This window comes from Anabaena azotica SJ-1 (assembly GCF_047275885.1).
Lineage (GTDB): Bacteria > Cyanobacteriota > Cyanobacteriia > Cyanobacteriales > Nostocaceae > Trichormus_B > Trichormus_B azotica_A.
Genome location: NZ_CP178458.1, coordinates 16856 through 38546 on the forward strand (window position 1 = coordinate 16856; position 21691 = coordinate 38546).

At 38.7% G+C, this 21691-nt stretch carries 22 protein-coding genes; 15 read left to right on the forward strand and 7 right to left on the reverse strand.

The window, feature by feature from the left end:
* Positions 1-164 precede the first annotated feature (164 nt).
* Complete coding sequence (locus ACLLO5_RS27615; RefSeq protein ID WP_413176459.1) at positions 165-350, reverse strand: plasmid partition protein ParG; 186 nt, start codon at positions 348-350, stop codon at positions 165-167.
* Between the two features lie 356 nt (positions 351-706).
* Between ACLLO5_RS27615 and ACLLO5_RS27620 the strand changes: the two genes are divergently transcribed.
* The 7 genes from ACLLO5_RS27620 to ACLLO5_RS27650 all read left to right on the forward strand — a co-directional run bounded on the left by ACLLO5_RS27620 (position 707) and on the right by ACLLO5_RS27650 (position 5259).
* A complete protein-coding gene (locus ACLLO5_RS27620; RefSeq protein ID WP_413176460.1) occupies positions 707-1129 on the forward strand; it encodes a hypothetical protein in 423 nt (140 codons plus the stop codon).
* Between the two features lie 5 nt (positions 1130-1134).
* The gene (locus ACLLO5_RS27625) at positions 1135-2001 is read left to right on the forward strand and encodes a hypothetical protein (RefSeq protein WP_413176461.1); all 867 of its coding nucleotides are present in this window, start codon (positions 1135-1137) and stop codon (positions 1999-2001) included.
* 168 nt (positions 2002-2169) lie between these two features.
* The gene (locus ACLLO5_RS27630) at positions 2170-2844 is read left to right on the forward strand and encodes a hypothetical protein (protein ID WP_413176462.1); all 675 of its coding nucleotides are present in this window, start codon (positions 2170-2172) and stop codon (positions 2842-2844) included.
* Between the two features lie 76 nt (positions 2845-2920).
* A complete protein-coding gene (locus tag ACLLO5_RS27635; protein WP_413176422.1) occupies positions 2921-3520 on the forward strand; it encodes a hypothetical protein in 600 nt (199 codons plus the stop codon).
* Positions 3510-3692: a hypothetical protein gene (locus tag ACLLO5_RS27640; RefSeq protein WP_413176424.1), complete on the forward strand. Its 183-nt coding sequence runs from the start codon at positions 3510-3512 to the stop codon at positions 3690-3692. Before ACLLO5_RS27635 ends, ACLLO5_RS27640 begins: the two co-directional genes overlap by 11 nt.
* Before the next feature lie 5 nt (positions 3693-3697).
* Entirely contained in the window at positions 3698-3841 is a 144-nt protein-coding gene (locus ACLLO5_RS27645) for a hypothetical protein (RefSeq protein WP_413176426.1), read from the forward strand.
* 2 nt (positions 3842-3843) lie between these two features.
* The gene (locus ACLLO5_RS27650; protein ID WP_413176428.1) at positions 3844-5259 is read left to right on the forward strand and encodes a hypothetical protein; all 1416 of its coding nucleotides are present in this window, start codon (positions 3844-3846) and stop codon (positions 5257-5259) included.
* A 257-nt stretch (positions 5260-5516) separates the two neighbouring features.
* On the opposite strand, the gene ACLLO5_RS27655 is transcribed toward ACLLO5_RS27650, so the two are convergent.
* On the reverse strand, positions 5517-7970 hold the full coding sequence (locus tag ACLLO5_RS27655) for a hypothetical protein (RefSeq protein ID WP_413176429.1): 2454 nt from the start codon (positions 7968-7970) through the stop codon (positions 5517-5519).
* A gap of 844 nt (positions 7971-8814) precedes the next feature.
* On the opposite strand from ACLLO5_RS27655, the gene ACLLO5_RS27660 reads away from it, so the two are divergent.
* Positions 8815-9003 carry a hypothetical protein gene (locus ACLLO5_RS27660; RefSeq protein WP_413176431.1) on the forward strand — a complete coding sequence of 63 codons (189 nt, stop codon included), beginning with the start codon at positions 8815-8817 and terminating at the stop codon, positions 9001-9003.
* A 273-nt stretch (positions 9004-9276) separates the two neighbouring features.
* Here the strand turns inward: ACLLO5_RS27660 and ACLLO5_RS27665 are convergent, their stop codons facing one another.
* Complete coding sequence (locus ACLLO5_RS27665) at positions 9277-10164, reverse strand: hypothetical protein (RefSeq protein WP_413176432.1); 888 nt, start codon at positions 10162-10164, stop codon at positions 9277-9279.
* Between the two features lie 242 nt (positions 10165-10406).
* Here ACLLO5_RS27665 and ACLLO5_RS27670 point away from each other — a divergent pair, with 242 nt between their 5' ends.
* From ACLLO5_RS27670 to ACLLO5_RS27690, 5 genes are all read left to right on the forward strand, one after another.
* Positions 10407-10631 (forward strand): hypothetical protein, encoded by a 225-nt coding sequence (locus ACLLO5_RS27670; RefSeq protein WP_413176433.1) that lies wholly within the window; start codon positions 10407-10409, stop codon positions 10629-10631.
* 12 nt (positions 10632-10643) lie between these two features.
* Positions 10644-10883, forward strand: coding sequence for a hypothetical protein (locus ACLLO5_RS27675; RefSeq protein WP_413176434.1), 240 nt, complete (start codon positions 10644-10646; stop codon positions 10881-10883).
* Positions 10884-11003: 120 nt separating this feature from the next.
* Entirely contained in the window at positions 11004-11873 is an 870-nt protein-coding gene (locus ACLLO5_RS27680; RefSeq protein ID WP_413176436.1) for a tyrosine-type recombinase/integrase, read from the forward strand.
* Between the two features lie 325 nt (positions 11874-12198).
* The gene (locus ACLLO5_RS27685) at positions 12199-12417 is read left to right on the forward strand and encodes a hypothetical protein (RefSeq protein WP_413176438.1); all 219 of its coding nucleotides are present in this window, start codon (positions 12199-12201) and stop codon (positions 12415-12417) included.
* 747 nt (positions 12418-13164) lie between these two features.
* Positions 13165-13671 (forward strand): hypothetical protein, encoded by a 507-nt coding sequence (locus ACLLO5_RS27690; protein ID WP_413176440.1) that lies wholly within the window; start codon positions 13165-13167, stop codon positions 13669-13671.
* A 304-nt stretch (positions 13672-13975) separates the two neighbouring features.
* On the opposite strand, the gene ACLLO5_RS27695 is transcribed toward ACLLO5_RS27690, so the two are convergent.
* The 3 genes from ACLLO5_RS27695 to ACLLO5_RS27705 form a co-directional block, all read right to left on the reverse strand.
* The gene (locus ACLLO5_RS27695; protein ID WP_413176442.1) at positions 13976-14281 is read right to left on the reverse strand and encodes a hypothetical protein; all 306 of its coding nucleotides are present in this window, start codon (positions 14279-14281) and stop codon (positions 13976-13978) included.
* Positions 14282-14898: 617 nt separating this feature from the next.
* Positions 14899-15711, reverse strand: a complete 813-nt coding sequence (locus tag ACLLO5_RS27700; protein WP_413176443.1) for a pentapeptide repeat-containing protein — start codon at positions 15709-15711, stop codon at positions 14899-14901.
* Between the two features lie 95 nt (positions 15712-15806).
* Positions 15807-16148, reverse strand: a complete 342-nt coding sequence (locus ACLLO5_RS27705; protein WP_413176444.1) for a hypothetical protein — start codon at positions 16146-16148, stop codon at positions 15807-15809.
* Positions 16149-16820: 672 nt separating this feature from the next.
* Between ACLLO5_RS27705 and ACLLO5_RS27710 the strand changes: the two genes are divergently transcribed.
* Together ACLLO5_RS27710 and ACLLO5_RS27715 are read left to right on the forward strand one after the other, a co-directional pair.
* A complete protein-coding gene (locus tag ACLLO5_RS27710) occupies positions 16821-19547 on the forward strand; it encodes a TnsA endonuclease N-terminal domain-containing protein (protein WP_413176273.1) in 2727 nt (908 codons plus the stop codon).
* The gene (locus ACLLO5_RS27715) at positions 19547-21109 is read left to right on the forward strand and encodes an AAA family ATPase (RefSeq protein ID WP_413176274.1); all 1563 of its coding nucleotides are present in this window, start codon (positions 19547-19549) and stop codon (positions 21107-21109) included. Before ACLLO5_RS27710 ends, ACLLO5_RS27715 begins: the two co-directional genes overlap by 1 nt.
* A 9-nt stretch (positions 21110-21118) precedes the next feature.
* On the opposite strand, the gene ACLLO5_RS27720 is transcribed toward ACLLO5_RS27715, so the two are convergent.
* Positions 21119-21529, reverse strand: a complete 411-nt coding sequence (locus ACLLO5_RS27720; RefSeq protein WP_413176275.1) for a hypothetical protein — start codon at positions 21527-21529, stop codon at positions 21119-21121.
* Between the last annotated feature and the right edge of the window lie 162 nt (positions 21530-21691).

Consider the following 21691-nt stretch of genomic DNA (forward strand, 5'->3'; position numbering starts at 1 on the left):
TTTAGCGATTGGCTACGCCAGTGCAGGAGGCGATCGCACCAGGAGCATCCAGGTGGGACATAAAATTTCTGTTCCTGGTTGGGATTGGGATGAGGTTACTATCCCAATTTTTTGATTTTTTGGGTGAGCAACAGGGAGTAGCAGGGAAGGCGCTCGCGTTTCAGTTACTTTGTTTTTTTGTAGTCGGGGTCATGTTCTGTCACATAACTTTCTACAAACTCAGTAACAACTTCACTCATGTTTCTGCCTTGTTTAGCACAGACAGCCTTAAAAGTATTCCTGAGCGATTCACTCATAAAAATTCTTAGAGAAATAGTTTTATCCTCTTGCTGCTTAGGGTTTTCAGTCATTAGTAACAGTAATGGTTATTGTGACAATTAACCCTATTTTGTCATTTCTGTCAATAATAGGCATTAACACTACTTGCACTACTGTTACTATATGCTAGACTAACACTATAGCCAGGAGAGTTGCAATCCCACTGCATCCCCAAAAGTCAAGCAATGACCGGATAGTGAAGGAAATAAGCATAAATCTTGGTAATACAGATATCGCAAAAATGCTTACCGTGCGATTAGATGCACTCCTAAAATGCAGGATGCTTAATACAAATACGCAATATGCGTAATACAGATATTTAGGATGTGAATTACACGCACTGCAACTTTGCATAATACAGATAACGCATAACGCAACAAATCAAACTATGGAACAGGAGCGCACGATATACGAAACATTGATAGGTGCAAGGGTGCATGATGTTCACTGGTGGCGAACCAAAAACACCATGAGAACAGCAGAATTACCCCTTACAAAAGATGGGTTTGAACTGTTCATAGCACTGCGTAAAACCTCACCAAGATATTTTTCTCAATACCACAAAATCAAAGGACAAATATCAAAAGTAGAGTCATCAATAGGTGACGGCTGCACAGGTGAACAGTTCATAAACCTACTGGATAAATTAGGAATTACACCCAACAAAGGCACTATCAGCAGATGGTTTAAAACAGCCGGGGGATTTAAAACTAAATCATTCTATGCCAAACAAGTGCTAATTCCTATCTGTGCAGTAGCACTTATCTATAAAGCAAAAGTCCAATCTTCCCAACTATCAAAGGTAGCGTAAACATCATGTTAACCAAAATAGCTAAACGCATTCAGTCACGGCTATCTCGTAAAGGTTTAAAGGTAGAGTCAAAAGATATTAGAACCTATCTAGAAAATAGTGTAAGCAATGTTAACAACATTACAGATCAGGAAACCAACCAAGCTACTGATTACTTTATGAGTACAGCCACAAAATTAACAGTAATTCAGGAGGATGTAGAACCAATGCTAACCAATGAAGCTGCACCAGAACTGGAGACTTTAACTAACAATAATTCTGAGGCATTAGAAGCCACACCAGAAACATCCATCTGTGTAGATGTTGAAAATGGAAACATCCAACCAACCTTCACGGGAGAACCAGAAATATTAGGAACTGTAGACAGTGCAAACGAAGTAAACACCCTAACAACTGGTAACAATTCTCACCCTGTTACATCAGATCAACCTACTGAAACTTTACCTCAATCACAACACCAAGTAGACCGCACTGGATGGTATCAACCTGCACCGTTAGCCACTGCCACAAAATCAGAATTAGTCAGCAGCACTGCTCAAAGTTTGGGCATAGCTTTGAGTACCCAGGAAGTTGAAACCATAGCCACAAACATCAATACAGCCAGTGAAGATTTAACCGATAGTTTGGAAGAAATCAAAGGGGCAATTATCGCATTTATCAGCTATAAGGCAAATCTCAACAGTCAAAAAATTGACGATACCCTAACAGAAATTAGTCAAGTTGCTGCTGACAAGTTCAACCAAAATTCTGAACAGTTCACAGATGGACTAAGACAGATAAACCAACAAATGCAGCAACAGAGAACTGACTTTAAAAGCAAAGTCAAAGCCACACTTACAGCCTTTGCAATACCAGCTATCAAAGCCGGATAACACCCTAAGATTCAGGTTTGACCCTGTTACCTTGATTACTTCTTTCCTGCTACTGATAACCGTTATTTCTGGACTAATAGCACTAGACAATTATCGTTTTAGTAGCAGTTCCATCAAACTAGAACATAGATATTTTGCTGACCCTAACTCATATTTGGATGTACCAAAATGAAGCTTTTACCACAAGCTAAATCACCCAAGCTAAAAAACCACATCTCACCAAGAGGTAAGGTATTAATCAATCAGCTAAACCATAAATTTGGCGTTACTCTTGGAGACTTCGAGAAAGCTTGTATGGGTGATTTACCCTCTATGCAAAAGATTGGAGAATTGTCACGACAAGCCCAATTTGCAAAAGAATTTGCACCTAAACTGAAAGACGCTTACATCACTATTCTCGAAGGAAGTGAAGCCTATAACGTAGCCATTGCCGACATCCTGAAACAAGCTGGTAAGTCTAGTTTAGCTATTGATAAAGCTGCTACTGGTGTGACGTTAGCTAACACGAAATACATTAACCAGCGTGTAGAACTTGCTCAACAGTTCGTACATGATAGACAAACTGAAAAGGTAAGGCATGAATACCAGATTAATTATCAACAAATCAAAGGTTATGTGCAAGCGCACTTAACAGAAGTTGACCAACAAACAGCAGTATTAGAGGTACAGAATCAACCTGAAATTAAACAAATACAGGCTGATGAAACATTGCATCAAAAGCAGATGAATGAGGCTTTATCTAAAGGGGATAAAGCCAGATATGACCTTTTACCAGATAAGCAATACCACACACCAGGAATCAAGGAAAGATTAATGCAGTTTGTGTCCGCATTGGGCTTTTAAACCGTAGCTAATTAATATCCCTCTACCAACGGGAATTAGTAGAGGGATATATCAGGTCAAAATATTACTTACTCCTATGTTAGCACCTCACACACCACCGGATTTAGATGCAATTCTAGATAGTGAAGATTCTACACAAATAAACCAAGAAACCGCGAGATATTTAAACCATATTGAAACTAAACTTTATGCTGATATCCAAACCAGAAAGCGGATTGACTCCGGTTTATTGTTTCTAGCTTGTCAATTTAGTTCCTGTTCCCTCAGTTGGTTGTTATTTAACCTACAGGTCACATTATCAATTATTCAAGTTGCCAGCGCCGTTGTGTCACTGCTACCAGGATTAATTGACGTAGGGGATAGTTTCAGTTTTTCTCTATCATCTGAATCCTGGGAATTTAGCTTAGGACAGAAACCACTAATAGGAATAATCAAACTGTTAATAGGTGGTGCTGTATCTATGCAAGGTACATCTAAAATCACTTCAGAAATTATCGCTACACAATCCCAAATATCCCAAACCTACAACGAGATTAGAAGTAGTGAAGGTTTATCTTTTCAATTACCTAATGTTGGGTTTAGTTTACTGATAGGGTTGGGTGCTATCGCACTGATAGGAATATTTAAAAAAATTTCTAATACCGACAATACAGGAGTTAATCAAAATGAAGATTAAAGGTAACTGGGGATGTCTCCAATGGTGGGTAAGTGGTTTGGTAACAGCCGTTGCAATTAATTACTTAATCACTGGGTTTATAGACATTGTTCTTAATATTGATAAATTACTAACTTGGTTACAGCGTTCGGGTATTGGTGAGTTTATCTACAGACTATTTGGAGGTCGTTAAAGAGCATGAATAAAAACGAATTAGACGCTATTCTCAAGGAGCATTTTAGATTTATTTTGAAGGGTAAAAGAGTGGTTGTTGTCTTTACAGATGATGGTGTAAAAGGTGGAGCATTTTGGGAGATAACATACATTAAAAGAGGTTGTTAGGTATGCAAGAAATACAGCAGTTTAACACCAAGTTAGCTAAACAGCGCCGTAGTTCTACAATCCTAGTTAGTGTTTTACTGTCATCTGGGTTAGCTGCATCTATACCAATGTTTAGTGACAGTATAAAACATCAGGAAACGTTATACTGTAATACCCAAAGTAGCTGTAAAGGTTTCGATATTAAACGCGGTATCAGCTACCTAGTAGACAGAGAAAGACGTAACCAGTTATTTGATAACTCTATTCAGGTAGTGAAGATTTTACCACCGGAAGATGATAAAGCAGTGGTGTGGGGTTTAGCTTCGAGTATTTTCTTGTTAACCGCTTATGGAGTAAGTAAGGCACTCACTGACCATCAAGAAAAATCAATACATAGCCAATTCAAACTGCTCAAAATCAAGGCACTTGAGAACGATTTATTAGAGTCCACACACATAGATTTATTTGGGTTTAGCAAGAGTAGTCAAGCCGAAATTACCAAACAGGTTATAGCCCGTCAAACACAAGAAACCATACAGGCTATGAAGTCAGAAGGGGAACTACAGCTAGACCACCTTAATGGACAATTACAAGGCACTTTGTCTATAAAATCACACCAATTACAGGTTAGTGAATTAGACAAAGAAACAGCCAAAAACGAATTAGAAACAGCAGAAATAAAACGCAAATTAGACAAACTAAATAAACCCGTTAGTGATGCTAAACCAACTTCTGCTAATGAAGAATTAAAAACAGTTCTGATTGATGCTCTAAAGGGTCATGAGGACGGTTATCTGTGGAAGATAATTAGTAGCTTGAAACCTCTATGGTTAATTGGTAATCAAGGTTCAGGGAAAACTTATACAGCCGGAGCGATCGCACTTATTAGAAAATATTGCTTAGACGCTGATATCTATTATTTAATAGACCGCCACGCCACCGGAATAAATGCCAAAGTTTGGAAGTTTCTACAAAGTCAGAACATAGCAGAAAATGAACAGGATACTATGACTGCTTTCCAAGATTTAGCACAATACTGGATGGATAGGATAAAGCAGAATCCTAGCAATAAAACCCAAACTATCATAGATGAATTTACCCACCAAAGAATGTTGATAGGTGAATTAGCTGATACTGTTTTTAAGTTATCACTTAGTGACACCAGAAAAGCCAAAAATATGTTACTGGGAATAACCCACAATGACACTAACGAATCATTTGCACCAGGAACAGAAGCTACTCGTAAAGCCGGAATGATTCTACTACAAAAATTCAGTGCTGACGGTGATACACCACTACCAAGAGTAGTTGTCAGGTATGGGTTAGTTGATGCACAAGGGAACGAATTAAAAGATGTTGAACACACCTTACCATCATGGGTTCATCCTGAAAAAATACATCAACACTTTAACGGTAAACCGATTGATTTTGATGCCTAACATTGTCTAGACAAAACAGCTACCAAATTAAAATAGCGTGATGCTGACAATCAAACTGGCCTGGTAGCATTGGCAATATCGCCAACTTCTCTTCACACAATTCAGCTTCTCAAACTTGCCCATTAATGAGATAACTAGGCAAACTTGTAATTAGTATTTCTTATGAATTAAAGCTAACAAAGGGTTATTTTTACAAAATTTTACAAAATATGAAGCTTGAGCAATAATTAAGAATAAACTCACCGATTAAGTATTAATTAGTTTCTACCAAAATACTTTTCAATTAAAAACTGCAAACTGGGAACAGTTAAACGACCACCTTGAGAACGATTACCGACACCTATAAATAATGGACTGTCATCAGAAATAGTCTCCCCATTTTCTTTTCGCATTTTCAGATAGGAATCAATGTTATCAATCACAAAAGACTTGACAGGAATAAAACTTTCCGAGCTACTAATTCTAATGCCTGATGATTTTTCATCCATACAAACATCACCAACATTAAGTCGGTGAATATTAACCCACTTCCAATCATGCAAAGACCATAACATCAAAAGAACCCGATCTCGTTTTGCTATTAACGCATCATGACTATAGCTAGAAGTGCCTAAATGCTTAAACCCCTCGTCATCTTCAGGTAAACCAAATCCGGGTTGAGGAAAAATATTTGGGATTTCCAACTGAGTAGGAGCAGATTGTAATTCCCACCAATTATCAGCCTTAAGTGTTCGCTCCCGATTAGTTTCCTCATTATAAGTGCGTTCAGCCTCGAATACGCTATGTCCCATTAACTCAGCCAAAGCCTCTCTTTGTTCTGGTCGTCCATAACGACGCTGATAAGTAATAGCAATTCTACGGAATATATGAGGAGTAGTTCCACGAGGTTTATTAAAAAGTATTGATGTTGCCTTATAAACAATATTTACAACCAAATCTGTCACATCATCAGCCTCAAGAAGATTACCCAAGCTTTGTGGAGAATTATTAGAACCCATGCAAATAAAGACTCGTTTATGGGAAGTATGGATAGTTGGTCGCCATTTACTTAACCATTCGTCTAAATCAGCCGTTAAATTTTGTGGCAAGCGATACTCTCTACCCTTGCCTGTCTTCTTACCTGCCTTATGTTGTTTAGGACTTAACTTTACCCAATAACCATCAGCCTCTCGAAACAATGTCACACCTACCTCTAACTCCCTAATCTCCCGTTGCCGAACAGGACAGTAAGTTAAAATAGCTACAATCAAATATCGTTGCCACGACTTCATAACTGCGCTGTCAGAACGTTCGTCTCCATACTTATCAAGAGGATTACAACATTTCTTCAAATATTCCACTACCTGTTGTGCTTCCTCAAAAGATATTCGTTTTTCATCTAAATTTTGGCGGGAATCCTCATGATTATGTTGCTCCCGTAAATAGCGTATATATTCTCGAATTTCTTCAACCTGTTCAATATCACTAAAATTGTGCCTTTTAGAATGGGGATTTAACCATTTAGCTACAGCTAAACCCGTATATCCAACTTGAGTAGCCCAACCATAACCATTACCTCGTATATTAATTCCCCAAGCAATATACTCTTTTAATACATCAATATTGGCCACACTTTTTAGATCCAATTCATTTAAAGGAAGATTTTTTATATTGAATTGCCAACCTAAAACTCGACAGATATTGTCAGAATAAGTTTTAAAAGTAACTTCAGCAATAGGTGGAGTTTTACGAGTGGGAACTTCAGCTTTAGTAAAAAAAGCCTTTATATCTTGATATTGATTCTTGAGATTACCGTTCATTTCTCTTAACTTGAGAACATAATATTTTTTATCCTCCCTAGCAATTTGTTCAAGTTCATGAATATAGTTTTGCAGTTCAACAATAATGGGTATATCTCTAAAATCAAACCACTTAGACTCTTGGTGATTTAACCACTTAGCCACAGCTAAAGTTACTTTAACAATATCAATTGCCCATAATTTATCTTTATTGAGATTCTTGATACCCCATTCAATAAAATCTTCTAAAGTTGCCTGGTCCACCAATAAAGAAAGAGATAAATCTTGCTTATTTACTAGTTTCTCAGAAACCAACCAACTAACAAAAATATGAATGGCATTAAGACAGCACTTGAACATTTGTGGAGACATAGGTGAACTTCTGCGCTTCCTGTTATCCGCAGATATCCAAAATACATCTAATTCTTTCACTTGAGAAACTAATAAATCACCAAAATCCGTAAAACTCACCTTGGAAGACTCTAGTTCTTCAAACTCAATTAATTTCATGTAACGTTTAGCAGCTACATCTTTATTAATACTGTTACCATCTCGAACTCTGGGAGCAAGATTAATATCAGACTCTAAAGGCAAAAGATTAGAATACCAACTTTGTGACTTTAGATAACTATGAAAGCGATTAAAAGCAGAACGATAATTTCTAATAGAGCCAGGAGAAAGATGATTTTCAGAATTTGAACTAGATTCCAAAGACTCTTGAAGAAAATTAGCAGCATCTTGAAACTTGCGTAGAGAAACCTTTTCCAAGCATCCCTCAAAATTATCTTGTAACTCTTTGTTCTCAAAATTGTAACTTGGTAAGATATAACGCTTTAAAGTAGTTTTCAGATTGTCCTTTAAGCGATTATTAGCCTTAGTTTCTGGTAACTCTAAGAAAAGTTGATATGCCTGTAACAAATTTTGTGGGTTCATAAAAAACTCCTATAAAACTAATGTACTAATTATATCATAAAAAAAAAGTAGATTGATGCTTATTAGCGTTTGTACTTATGACAGAATACTCTCTAGTAAACTACTATAACCCTTGTATTAACGTGCTTTTATTGTAAGAAATCTTTCCTACAGTAAGATTTCCTTTCCTACTGTAGGAAATCTCAACATTATAAGCTGTAGTTCTTGTACAGCAATAGTTGTAACTTTTAATTAAAAATTAAGTGCAGTAATGGACTACTCGCTCTTCCCACTTTTTTTACTAAGTAAAGATACTGTTATAAATGTTATTTGTTTGGCACAAGATTGTAAGTATTTAGGCAGTTTTACACTCACTCACGTATCTTTTTATGGAAATGAATTTACCGATAACTGACAACTAAAAAACCTCTTTACCCATATACCAATAAGACTATCGAGTTAGTCTTTTCGGAACATAAAAAGTTTTTATTCAATAGACAATTATATTTTTAGATGGAAGAAAATGCTAATTATACTCAACTATACTATTTCCATTGCCCACACAAAAAACTAAAATACTCATGATTGCCAGTAATATAGTTTATTTATCTTCTATCAGCTTGAAATTTTCTCCTGACATAGAATTCTTTTTTCAAGATTTAGATAACTCAGTTTTAGAACAAATTAATGCAGCTAGAAATTATACTGGGAATCCCATAGTAGATAACGTTATCATCCCCGGAATGGTTGGTTTTTTTGAGGGTTACAATTCAAAGTGATTTCACTTGAAATTAAAAGACATAATTTTTATTTTGTCTTTTTTTCGAGCAAAAAATAAAACTTTTCATGGAAGGTAATTTTAATTATGAGTACAGCATATTTTCTTGATGATTTAATAACGGATCTAGAAATAAGTGAAACCAGCGTCATCAGCGGAGGGCAGCAATGCGAGGAAGACAACATTGTTTCTAGCACAAGCCGGAATATAGGTAGAAAAGCTGGCGAATTCTGCCGTCCTATTGTTGATGGTGCTAAAAAACTATTCGGTTTATAAAAGGCAATATAGGAATCCGGTTTGATTCTTGTTCATTGTACTGAGACTCAATCGTTGATTAGATGGGGTTTACGGTTTATAGCTTGTATGGCTTACGCCACGCTATCAAAAATCAAATAGTAGTCCTATAGTTAATCACAATTATTTGGAGAGCGAATAGGGAACACAATGCGGTAAACTGAACTTGCATCTACCAATTTAAAAGGGATTTAGGATGATTAACCTTATTATCCTAAATCATCTGACTCATTTCCTCTGGAAATTTGCGCTCTCCTATTTCTGTGGATTGACTACCCAGTAATGTTCTACCTTATTAATCTGCTTATGGCCTAATTCATAGCCTAATGCTTTGAGAATTTTGTTCATTTCTCGGACTGCATAGGTATCATTATCAAGGGATAATTTAATTTTTAGCTTTTTTTCTACTTCCTGTTGATGGTTTTTTAGATGAAAAAATAACTCATTCTCAATCAAATATTTTTTGGTGTAAATTTCCCCGCACTCACTACCATCAATAGGGGATTCTCCATAAGCACCAATCAACCTACCTATTGGTACTAAATTAATTATGGATTGTTCAAAACTAGATCCAATTAATGAATTAGCAGGTGGCGCGGGTATACCCTTTAATTCGTTGATTTGAAGCTGCAAGTCATGAACCATCTGGGATAGTTGATTGTATCCATCTCGCGCCGTGTTGATAATTTCAGAATGATCATGAGTTGGGTGGGTTAGCTCCTCCAACTTGCTATAAAATTCTTCTCTAGTGCTGTTTAAATTGGTTGTAGCTTGGGAGTAACTTCGAGCGATAGCATCTTTAATATCACCATTGAGTACAGATAAAAGAATCCTAGAATCAATCAATTCCTCTAGATTCTGTATAGATTGGTTGGGGGTATTGTCCATTGCTTGTATAGATGAATTGATTTTCTCATCTATAATTTTTTCTACATCCTGTATAGATAGCTTAGGAGAATTGTCTATATTTTGGGGTGTAGCTTGGGGGGAATTATCAACACCACCGGAACTAACTACACCTTGAATATATCGAATTAGCAACGCACTAGCGTTAGTTTGGGCATCTTTGGCGATATCTTTGAATTTTCCCCACAGTTCCTCATCTATTCTGAATGTAGCTAAAAACCCTTGTGATTTAGTCATAATCTATACTGTATCTATATGATATCTATAACCTAGCATATTATCTAGATTGCGTACAGATTTTATCTATATAATTATCTTATCTCATCTAGATAAACATCTAGATTATTTATATAGATTACATCTAGACAATCATCTATATTTAATCTATATTCAATATAGACAAAACAAAAGACGACCGCGCTACCTACCAAAGTTTAGCGATCGCCTTTTGATTCAATTCGATGACGGAATCTAACAATATGATAACACCCGCAACATCAGCCGCCGCAGCCCAACTCGCAGCACATTATCGAATTATGGGAGGCTGGGATAATAGTCAAGCTATTGCCGAAGCAATCGAGAATAACGACGCTACCGAGTTACTACTACTCACCAAAGGTTTATCCCCACAGGCATTACAGATAATAGATCGTCTGTTGCAAGCCGTCGTCAATGTCCGCAACTATCGCCACTTGTGCAAATAGGAGTAGGAAGTTATGACACACACAGAACGCAACCAGATCAAGCAACTGTTAAAAAATACCTTTTGGCAGTTTGAAGATGAATCAGATTGTGATATCACGCCCAAACTGGTGAGACAGTTTGCACAGTCCCAACTACACCCTGATGTAATCGAAGCAACTGCTATTAATTTAAGTGGTAGAGGATTCTGGACTAGGGTAGAGAAACTTTGCAACTTGACCCTACACGCTAGATACTGGTTAACTCTTGATTAATACCGCTTAATCGCACACCCTACCAATACCAGGTAGGGTTAATTAAAACCCACCAGTTTGACATAACCACAATTATGTCAAACTGAAAATTAACTAAAATCATACAAAGGTACTAATAATATGCACGCTTTAACTGTTGCACAACCAACTGAAATTAACCAATATGCTGATAAATCTATTGATGTATTACTCAATATGTGGCTACATGGTAAGAGTCAATCTACTCAAGACAGTTACAAGCGCATTGCTAATAAGTTTTTAACTTTTGTAAATAAACCACTTATTAACATTGGTTTAGATGATATTCAGCAGTGGGTTGATAGCTTACCATCTGCCAGTGATAACACTAGAAAAACTTATATCAATATAGTTAAGTCACTGCTTACTTTCACTCACCAGTTAGGGATTACACAATACAACGTTGGTAAGGTGGTGAAGACTCCCAAACCTAAAGACGCACTCACAGAACGGATTTTAACGGAACAGGAAATTACTATCCTAATTCACAGTGAGAACAATACCAGGAATAAACTGATATTAAAGATGTTGTACTACTGCGGGTTACGTGCTACTGAGTTAAGCGGGTTAACTTGGGGTGATTTATCAGAACGTGGTGATGGGAATGGTCAAGCTACTATATATGGTAAGGGTAGTAAAACCCGTGTAGTGATTATTCCCAGTAACTTGTATAAGGAACTGCAAGAGTTAAGGGGTGATGCTGGTAAAGCCGAGCCGGTGTTCCGTAGTAGACAGGGTAACGGTTTTTTGACCCGTGCTATGGTGTGGGAGATTGTTAAAAAAGCTGCTAAGAGGATTGGACTTGATAACCCTAGTCCCCACTGGTTACGTCACGGACACGCTTCACACTCCCTAGATAGAGGCGCACCTATTCATCTGGTTAGTCAAAGTTTGGGTCATGCCAGTGTTGCCACTACTTCACGGTATTTACACGCTAAACCATCGGACTGTAGTAGTTTGTATTTGGGGTAATCTTTGCGGGGTGAGATGATCTGAAAACCTTACCCCTATTAATAGCGACTGCTATATTTACCCCTAGAAGGCACTGGCAATCACATCTATCATTTAAATCTCTTTATTGATGACAGCAAGCTTAAACATCAACCAGTAAACACAATAATTTGAGTGACTTTAGCACCAGTTGGCACACAAATTACCCAAAAACCATGCCGTTTTGGCAAGTTTGTTCTCAAAAAATAGTATATCTTCGTAATCGTAATCTGAAGCCGCCAGTCTGGAAGCCCCGCCAAGAACAACCAGACTAGCACCTCATATAAAGATAGGAGTTAATTCTCTAATGGAAATAAACCCCAACCAGTCTAATAATAAGCCAATTGAAAAACACAGGGTTGCTAAATTGGCACGTATTTTGAAATCAACTCCCACTTTAATTATTGGTGGTTTTGTTGCACTAGGATCTATTTGGGTTCTAGCAAATTCAGAATGCGGCTCTTTAAGCCTCAAAATGTCACCACTCCCTGGTGTTGAGATAAAAAAAGAGGCTTGCCCTAATTAATCTAAACTTTTTAGGCGATCGCTATAACCCTGTTATACTGCGATCGCACTCAAGTTTTGTAATTTGATATCAAAACTTGATTTCTGGGGATAACCCAGTAATTCTTCAGTTTTGTCTACTTGTCCACCGAGTCACTGGACAAACTTAAAATGTCCAGTAGACAACCTGACAAACCCAGATGGACAGTCAAGACACAGAACTGATTAAAATATCCACCCTACATGTTGTGGCTCGCAAACATAAACGCTCCGGCTTGCAAACAAGACAATTTTTGGCTCAAATTAATTGCAAATAAGATTGCACTTCGGCTCACATTAAATGCAACCAGGCTCAAGTAAAATGCAAATGGGCTTGCAATCATAAATTTCGACTCACATTAACTGCAACTGAACTCGTACCAGAAAACTGGTCACAGAACATTCTTTCCGTTGCGAGTCTTAAAAGAGAATTGAGGGTAAAATGGGCATTTCACCTCCCCATTCCTATCAAATGATCAACTAAAACTCGCAACAGAAATTTTGGATTGACAAAATGCACCTGTTGGATCGCATTGCCCCTAGTTATTGCAGCTAATAACTTCTAGCTTATTTGCAATTAATGTGAGCCGGAGAGTAATGATTGCAAACTGGTTGCAAATAATCTGAGCCGAACCAACATTTCAGTTGCAAATAATGTGAGCCGGAAAATGTCTTGTTTGCAAGCCGGAGCGTTTATGTTTGCGAGCCACAACATTTAGAGAACAAGAAAATGGCATTGGAAAATTTAAAGTGGATTAAAAATATAGAACGACAGGACGGTGGACGCTGGGCTTATGACGAGAACCAGTTTCGTGACGCGCATGGTTCCTCTGGAGAGGATGGTGATGTTTTCATGTTGATGTTTTGGAATATGGACGCAGCCTGTACTGCAACAAAGGGAGATATGGCATTTCTTAAGCAACGCAAAAAGCTTACGCATCTGATTGAGTTTATGACAGATTCTTATGATATCGTTCCCAATTCAATAAGGAGAAATGCGTTTGATCGTAAAGTAAAAATCCATTGGTGGAAAAGAAGCGGAAAAGAGATGGACAGATTACCTAATGCTGAACAAATCCTAGATTACCCAGTTATGTCATTGCGAGGAGTGACTAAGCCTATACACTATTCTTTGTGTGGTGATTTTCAGATTAGATGGGGAGAATATGAAGACTCTGACAGAAGTTTCAAACAACACGTCGCTAGGAATCTCAGGCAGCTAGGATGGGAAGGATAGTCTATTCCAGCGTATTAACCCAAGTTGCGGGTAATAAAATGTTGGATTGTTTATATAATCAGTTGGTGTAGGTAGTGGTGTAATGTCGTCATATTGATGTTTCACGGCTGTATCCCTAATCATGACTCCCAAAAAGCATACATTAGCCGTAAGCAAAAGTACGCAGTCATACCCCACACTACAGCCCCAGGCAGTAGTTAACGACTAGACTCTTTCTTTAGGTAAAGAATTGCGGCGAAAACTTTCTGGTGGTGAAGAACAGATGTATATATCTGGAAAAGACAAAAGACGAGTTTCGTTTGATTCATCTGTTCCAAAGCCCATCTTGAAGATGAGGCTCATCTCCTGGCAGAGCAAGGTTTAATATATCTTCTCTATCCATCTGTCGCCAATCTTCTGAACTTATTGTGTTTGCATAAGTTTCATGAAATAAAGGTTTCTTATTTAAGTCAGAGCAATCACGAGCATTATGCTTCAAATTTCTTTTATCTTTATCACAGAATAAATTCTGTGCATCAAAAACTGAGCCTTGAGGCTGGTCAGACTCAAGACAAAACGATAAACTAGAATCGAAAGCATTAATGCTCGTGTTTGAGTGCAAATCAAACACGGACAAATCCTCTGGTATTAAGTTGATGTGTGGTAACTTCAACCGTATCAGGGGATTTTAAGATTGTCAATTTCCTGAAACCCTTACATAGCAAAGGTTTTATTTATTGATTGATTATTGTTACAGTAATCAAAAAAGAGTCAAAAAACTCCATTCATATTAAAAAAATAACTTTTGATACGCTTCTTCGGCTTTTAAAGGGATGCTGTTTCGATTTTTAATGAGGGTTGATAGTAAGGAACAAGTAGCCGTAGCTGCGATCGCATTTGAATTAGTTCAGTAATAATTCTTTACATTTGATGGGCGTAGCCATCGCTTTTAGGTTAACAGTCGAAAGTCTTGAACTGTCTGTACTGTGGTATAGATCGGCATACCTAAATAAAACGGTGTAACCTTCGCCATACAAGAGTTTTAGTCTAAAGCGATGATAGCATCTATCATATTAGAAAATAAAGCCACAAACCTAGCCCCAGTAAGAGTTTGAAAACTTGCTTTTAATGTTTGTTTTCGGAGAGTGACAAAAGCAGGGTAAATTTATAAGCTAGATACAGCCAAAGGGGTATAGCAACAATTGATGAAAATTCCGCTATTTGTAGTGAAATGCTTGATTCAATTTTCTATTCTTTGTAAATCATTCCTAATGCTTTAGGGTTGAAATTATTGGGAAATTTAGTATCTAAATTATAGTAAGCTCCTGTTAAATTAGTTCCAAAAATTTGTTGTATATCAAATCCAAATGAGTTCAATATATTTAAGCTCTCTGGAGGCATTAAACTTGCTTCCTCAAAGTTAGCTCCACACAAATCTGCTCCGCTTAAACTACAATTTTCTAATCTAGCTTTGCTAAAGTTAGAGTTTTTTAAATTAGAATTTTCAAGCTGAACGCCCCAAAGTTCTGCTCCAGTCAAATTAGCTCCACTAAAATCGGCATCTTTTAAAATGCACTGATGTATATATGTTTCACTCAGATTCGCTCCACTCAAATTTAATTTGGTAGAATTAACTTTAGCTAAACTTGATTGGCAAAGAATAGCATTACTCAAATTAATCTCACTTAAATTAACACCATAAAAGGAAGTTTTAACAAGATTAATTTCATTAAAACATGAGTTTACAAATGAACAAGAACTAAAACTGGAATAAGATAGATTAGATTTGCTAAAATTCACCTTATTAATTGTTACTTTATAAAATTCCGCACCAATTATTTTCGATTCAGTAAAATCAACATCACTCAGAATAATATCTTTTATAGTTCTTCCATTCTTATAAATTAATTTAAACAATTCTTTAGGAAAATTTCGTTGCTGCTGGTTTTCCAATTTATTGATTATCACTAATAAACTATCAACGTCATCAACTGGTAAATTAGTTTTTTGAAAATTTCTTTCTCCACCTAAATAACGTTCTATTAAAACTTCTATATTCATAACGCTTCCTTATTTTTCTTGGACTTTAGCAGAATTAACTTTGCTTTGGTGGTTGGTTAGCCAAAACTTAGTTCATTCGATTTTCAATAAATTATTTAAGCCTTGACAAGTAAACAGTTCAAGCACACAGGATTATTACTACTTAATTGACCTCTATATAAACCATAAGGTTTATTTTCAGTCTGGGAAATAATATTCCATTTTCCTAAAGTTGGATGACTTAAACTTTTGTAATTACTTGGCTCAACCCTACTACCATTAATCCTCCAACCATTAATTTCCGAAAATGATATTTCTGCATAAGCATCATACTGTTGATTAGGTTCAGAAAATACTCGCAGAAAATCACATTTTATAGTATTAGATAAGCCATCTAAAGTAGTAACTGTAATGCCTATATCTTCATGACTTATGCCCGTTAATAAATTTTCTACCATGATTAGTAACTGTTAATAAAAACATAAAAACATACTAGATTATTCACATTTAAAGCAGTATACGGTTTACCGCACCCATTAAAGGGTGGTTTGTACTAATGACATTACGTATTGTTTTAACCATATCTATATAAACTCTTCTATAGACACCCTTGGAATCCAACTACTGTCAGGCTTTCTGCTTTGCTGTCTGGACTTTCGGGGTAATGTCGTCAAACTCCACTACTACGTCTCCACTTGGTTGGCCGTCATAACCGTATTTAACGCTCTACATCTCCAAGCGATGCCTGCTATGACTTGAACCATAACTTGAGCTAAATTGTGAACCATAAAACGAGCCATAAGTAACGGCAAAATAAGCTTGACGGGAACAAGCGAAATAAAACTTTGCATCAAATAATGAGCCAGAGTTGATTTTCTGCACCATAATATGAACATGAGTTGAAAAAATCTTAGAGGACAAAACCTCAAGCAAACAAACGGCTTTTAGCAGTACAAATTTCAACTTTTATCCCAAAATATGATTCAAAAAAACCAAGATATGCTTCACTCTCCCCGTAATCAGTAATATAGACTTGCGTAGTCAAACCCCAAAACTGCCTTTAGATATAGGGTTTTAGGGAGAGTCAAGAAAAAAGAAGCCCAAACACACACCTATCATCTTCTAGTTCCATGAACTCCTCTGAATTTGACCAATGGTGTTCCCAACAGCAACTAACGGCACAAACCAAAGACCTAATTGCCACAATCAGGTCAGCCCCACCCTCACGCCGTGTACAAGGACGCGCCAAAAACGTCAGTGGAGTTTACCCCAGCCGGAAAATGGGTCAAACCATCCAATTTGAAAGCCACACCGTAGAACTGTGGGCAATCTACCAAATGGAACACGACCCAGACGTATTGGAATACTACGACCAGCCACCCCCCTTCAAAATCCAGTACCACAACAAAACAGGACGCAAAATAGGTCATTACCATACCCCAGACTTCTTCGTACTCAAAACTGATGGTGCAGCCTGGGAAGAATGGAAAACCGAAACCGAACTCAAACGACTAGCCGAAAAATACCCCGGACGCTACCAAAAAACTGCCGACGGGAAATGGCACAGTCCACCGGGAACAGCCCATGCTTCTTCCTATGGACTCAAATACCACATCCGCACCGATAGCGAACTGCATCCCATCTTCACCCAAAACCTCATCTTCCTAGAAGACTACCTAAGATTCAACACCAACATCCCCCACACCATCACAGAACAAATACTCACCGTAGTCCAAGCCAAACCCGGAATCACCATCACCGCCACACTGGCCTCAATACCCGGAATCAGAGTCAACGACATCTACGCCATGATAGCCACAGAGCAAATCTACGTAGACCTGTATGCAACACCCCTAGTAGAACACTGGCGAGTACAGCTATATCTAGACCAACAAACCCATCAAGCCTACACACATCTAGCCATAACAACACAGCATCATCAACCAATACCCCCACCCACAGCACTCCTACCAAACACAGTCCTGCTATGGGACAATAAGCCCTGGACATTAGTAAATATTGGTCAAACCACAACCACACTCCTACCCGACATTGGACAACCCATCCAACTACCAACAGCATATTTCCTGCAACTATGGGAAAGCGGCAACATCAAAATTCAAAACTCAGAAAAACAAGCATCCATCAATAATGCAGTCCAAGCACTTATGGATGCCGCCTCTCCCAGCGACCTCAGCCAAGCAAATCGCCGATATCATCTAGTACAAGCATATATTCAGCGCCACACAGATATCTACAAAGACATAGCTCCAAGTACCTTGAAACGATGGGTAAAACAGTTTCGAGAAGCCGAAGCCAGGTATGGTTGCGGTTACGTTGGTTTACTACCACGTACAAACCGGAGAGGAAATCGTCAAACCAAAGCACCAAACCAATCCAGCGAACTACTTGATAAATTTATTACCGAACACTTCGAGACACCAAGGCAAGCACCAGCCGCTTCAGTATATAGATTATATGTCAGAGCTTGCAACGAATTAAATATACAACCCCTGAGTTCACGCACCTTTTATAACCGTCTCAAACAGCGACCAATCCACGAACAAACCAAAAAACGTCAGGGAGCAAAAGCCGCATACTCAACAGAACCAAAAATCTTAGAACTAACCAAAACCACACCCCGACACGGAGACCGACCCTTTGCCATCGTCCACATTGACCACACCCAACTCGACATCGAACTACGCTCAATCGCCACAGGACGGAACTTAGGAAGACCTTGGCTGACATTACTAATTGATGCCTATTCCCGACGTATCCTCGCCCTTTATCTCACCTTTGACCCACCCAGTTACAGGTCTTGCATGATGGCACTACGGTCTTGCGTCCAGCGTTTTGGTCGTTTTCCCCAAGCCGTAGTCGTAGATGGAGGCAAAGAATTTCATAGCCTCTACTTTGACACCCTACTAGCACGCTACCACTGCATCAAAAAAACCAGACCTGGTGGCAAACCGCGTTTTGGTTCAGTCATTGAACGATTATTCGGCACAACAAATACCGAGTTTGTTTATAACCTCTTGGGTAACACCCAAGCCAGTAAACAACCACGACAAATTACTCCATCTGTTGACCCCAAACAACAAGCCGTGTGGACATTGGCAGATTTATATACCTACCTCACCGAGTGGGCATACTCTGTGTACGACACTAGCGAGCATGATTCCCTGGGGGCAACACCATTACAAGTGTATACCGACGGATTGCTGATAGCGGGGGAACGAGAACACCGACACATTGCCTACAACGAAGACTTCCTCATGTCCACACGCCCCAGTACAGCCAAAGGAACAGCTTTAATTCAGCCAGGGCAAGGAATTAAAGTCAACTATCTTTATTACTGGAATGATGCTTTCCGCAATCCATCTGTCGAAAAAACCAAAGTTCCTGTGCGATATGACCCCTTCGATATGGGTGTAGCTTATGCCTACCTAGAGGGACGCTGGGTAAAATGTATCTCCCAGTATTACAGCACCTTTGCCGGACGCACAGAGAAAGAAGTGTTGTTAGCGGCAGAGGAAATCAGAAAAAAAGACAAGGGGAATTCTCAGAGTACGAATATCTCAGCTAAACGATTAGCAGATTTTATTGCCAGAGCGCAAGAGCATGAAACGTTACTACTGCAACGATTACGGGATTTAGAAGCCAAAAGTGTACGGGAAAATTTAACATCTCATCACCATGATGTCCCGTCTGTTTCCCAAGTACAAGTTATACAGACTATACCGAAGTCAAAAGCCAATAAGTCCAACCAGGAAGATGTGGCCAGAGTTCATAAAACGGAAACCGTTCAACTTTTGGATGTCACAAAACTGCCTATCTTTGAGGAATACAGATAATGGAGAACTTTCCTGAATCAGCACAGTCCCAACTCAAGCAATTCAAGGAATATGCGATATCTCATCCCCAGTTGGCACAAGTGGATATGCTGCTGATGGGTGCAATTCGTGAACCGGCTGGGTTTGCTCATGTCCTGGTGTATGGACCTTCTGGTGTGGGGAAAACGACGATGATTCGCCAAATTACTAGACGGTTAAATGGGACTACTGTTGAACAGAATGGTTCTCATGGTGTTCGTGAAGGAGGTTATCGCAACGGCAATGTTTCCCCAATGCCACTATTGCCAATTGAAACACGACCTCCTGATGGTGGGGTGTTTAATCGTGCTGATTATTACCGCACGGCACTGAGGTTGTTGGGAGAACCTTTTTATGAGCGGCGGATGATGGTGGATATTGATGCCGAGCAGACTTGGGAGAAGAAGGGGCGTGGACGCAGTAAAACGGCACAGTTCAATGATTATCCTGAACTGCGTCAAGCTTTGGAAGAAGCGATGAGCAAACGCGGTGTTAAGGCTGTGATTTTGGATGAGGCACAGCATTTAATGAAGATTGGTAGTGGGGCTAGTGGTGGTAAGCTTTTAGACCAGTTGGATTGGATTAAGTCAATGACAAATGTGACTGGTGTACTGCACATTCTCATTGGCACTTATGAGCTTTTGAATTTTCGCAATTTAAGTGGACAGGCATCACGCCGGGGGTTGGATATTCATTTTCCCCGTTATTTGTTTCAAAATGAACAAGACCGACAGGATTTTCAGGGAGTTTTACTGGCGCTGTTGAGGCAAGTTCCCCTTCAGGTTGATATTCCGGCTTTGATGCAGCATTGGTTTTATTTTTATGAGCGTTCTATTGGTTGTGTGGGTGTGTTGAAGGATTGGTTAATTCGGGCCGTGGCGGCGGCGTTGCATGATGGCTGTGATACGCTGACTTTGGAGCGTTTGTATGAACATACTCTTTCGCTGGCTCAGTGTGAACGCATGGCGATAGAGGCGACGGAGGGGGAACAAAAACTTTGTTACATGGAAAGTCGCCGCGAACATTTATGGCATTTGCTACAGATGGGGATGACTTCGACTTCTGTTCCTGGTGGGATTGTGGATTTATCACCGGGAGTAAAGTCTACTGTTGCACCTGTTTCTACTGCTACTACTAAATCTACTCGGAAAAAACGTTCTGAATCTCAGACAGCACAGGCTGATACTCCTACTCCAGAAACAATGGCTGGTAGTCCGGAATCAAAGAAGAGGCAAACTCGAAAAAAGAAGGAATCTCCTGTGGTAGTAACGGAAACTACACAGAACACCCAAGAAACAACGCAGGATTCTCAAATTTCTATGACTGAGGTAGCAGAGGTACAAACTCAGCCCAAAAAGAGACAAACGCGCTCTAAGAAGGATACTGCCGTAGTTTCAGAGGAAATGCCACAAGATACGCAAAGTTATGAGGCTGAGGTGGTGTCTTTAACAACTGAGCCATCTACCGTTGAAGCAGTTCCTAAGAAAAATGGGCGTGGAAGTGTTGGACAACGCAAGCCACAACGAGATAAGGTTGGGGAGTAGGTACAAAATTTACAGTCTTTTGTTCAACAGAGTGATGAATTGATTCAGAGCTTTTTGAGTTGTTTTGTACGCAGAGGATTGTTTACCTAATTTTAATTCCTGTAACACTTGGTCTCGTAAAGCTTCAAGTTCTGTCATGTTGGGCGGTGTTGGTGTATGCGTTTCAGCGATGTCAGGTTGTTGATCTTGATTCTTATCTTTCCGTGTAATACATGGATAAGGGTCTCCTTCTTCCCATGTATTACTTGGTAGGTTGTTGCTTTTCGCCATTTCTTCTAAATAATCTGCTCTTGTCAGTCCTAAGCATTCAGCAGCTATGCCCAATGCTTTCCAGGTGTCATCAGTTAGTCTCAAAGAGCGGACTTGACGATAATCATCATTTTTGAGGGTAAATTTCCCTTGAATATCCCGTTTCAACATAACCCTTCCCATGTAATACACCGTTAGGTTAACAATTTTTACCGTGTATTATATGGAAAAATGAATTTTCTACTTTGACTATTTTTGTGAAGCATAAAATGGTTATCTGCTTTGTGAAGTATAACGTGAGCTAAAAGCCCATTTTTTCATTCAAGTCACACC

Bases quoted from the DNA above. Each gene is read 5' to 3' on its own strand.
- ACLLO5_RS27665 (WP_413176432.1), bottom strand. From the start codon at position 10,164: ATGACTAAATCACAAGGGTTTTTAGCTACATTCAGAATAGATGAGGAA.
- ACLLO5_RS27635 (WP_413176422.1), top strand. From the start codon at position 2,921: ATGTTAGCACCTCACACACCACCGGATTTAGATGCAATTCTAGATAGT.
- ACLLO5_RS27670 (WP_413176433.1), top strand. From the start codon at position 10,407: ATGATAACACCCGCAACATCAGCCGCCGCAGCCCAACTCGCAGCACAT.
- ACLLO5_RS27625 (WP_413176461.1), top strand. From the start codon at position 1,135: ATGTTAACCAAAATAGCTAAACGCATTCAGTCACGGCTATCTCGTAAA.
- ACLLO5_RS27675 (WP_413176434.1), top strand. From the start codon at position 10,644: ATGACACACACAGAACGCAACCAGATCAAGCAACTGTTAAAAAATACC.
- ACLLO5_RS27715 (WP_413176274.1), top strand. From the start codon at position 19,547: ATGGAGAACTTTCCTGAATCAGCACAGTCCCAACTCAAGCAATTCAAG.
- ACLLO5_RS27615 (WP_413176459.1), bottom strand. From the start codon at position 350: ATGACTGAAAACCCTAAGCAGCAAGAGGATAAAACTATTTCTCTAAGA.
- ACLLO5_RS27640 (WP_413176424.1), top strand. From the start codon at position 3,510: ATGAAGATTAAAGGTAACTGGGGATGTCTCCAATGGTGGGTAAGTGGT.
- ACLLO5_RS27680 (WP_413176436.1), top strand. From the start codon at position 11,004: ATGCACGCTTTAACTGTTGCACAACCAACTGAAATTAACCAATATGCT.
- ACLLO5_RS27720 (WP_413176275.1), bottom strand. From the start codon at position 21,529: ATGTTGAAACGGGATATTCAAGGGAAATTTACCCTCAAAAATGATGAT.
- ACLLO5_RS27630 (WP_413176462.1), top strand. From the start codon at position 2,170: ATGAAGCTTTTACCACAAGCTAAATCACCCAAGCTAAAAAACCACATC.
- ACLLO5_RS27690 (WP_413176440.1), top strand. From the start codon at position 13,165: ATGGCATTGGAAAATTTAAAGTGGATTAAAAATATAGAACGACAGGAC.
- ACLLO5_RS27710 (WP_413176273.1), top strand. From the start codon at position 16,821: ATGAACTCCTCTGAATTTGACCAATGGTGTTCCCAACAGCAACTAACG.
- ACLLO5_RS27705 (WP_413176444.1), bottom strand. From the start codon at position 16,148: ATGGTAGAAAATTTATTAACGGGCATAAGTCATGAAGATATAGGCATT.
- ACLLO5_RS27620 (WP_413176460.1), top strand. From the start codon at position 707: ATGGAACAGGAGCGCACGATATACGAAACATTGATAGGTGCAAGGGTG.
- ACLLO5_RS27660 (WP_413176431.1), top strand. From the start codon at position 8,815: ATGAGTACAGCATATTTTCTTGATGATTTAATAACGGATCTAGAAATA.
- ACLLO5_RS27700 (WP_413176443.1), bottom strand. From the start codon at position 15,711: ATGAATATAGAAGTTTTAATAGAACGTTATTTAGGTGGAGAAAGAAAT.
- ACLLO5_RS27650 (WP_413176428.1), top strand. From the start codon at position 3,844: ATGCAAGAAATACAGCAGTTTAACACCAAGTTAGCTAAACAGCGCCGT.
- ACLLO5_RS27685 (WP_413176438.1), top strand. From the start codon at position 12,199: ATGGAAATAAACCCCAACCAGTCTAATAATAAGCCAATTGAAAAACAC.
- ACLLO5_RS27645 (WP_413176426.1), top strand. From the start codon at position 3,698: ATGAATAAAAACGAATTAGACGCTATTCTCAAGGAGCATTTTAGATTT.
- ACLLO5_RS27655 (WP_413176429.1), bottom strand. From the start codon at position 7,970: ATGAACCCACAAAATTTGTTACAGGCATATCAACTTTTCTTAGAGTTA.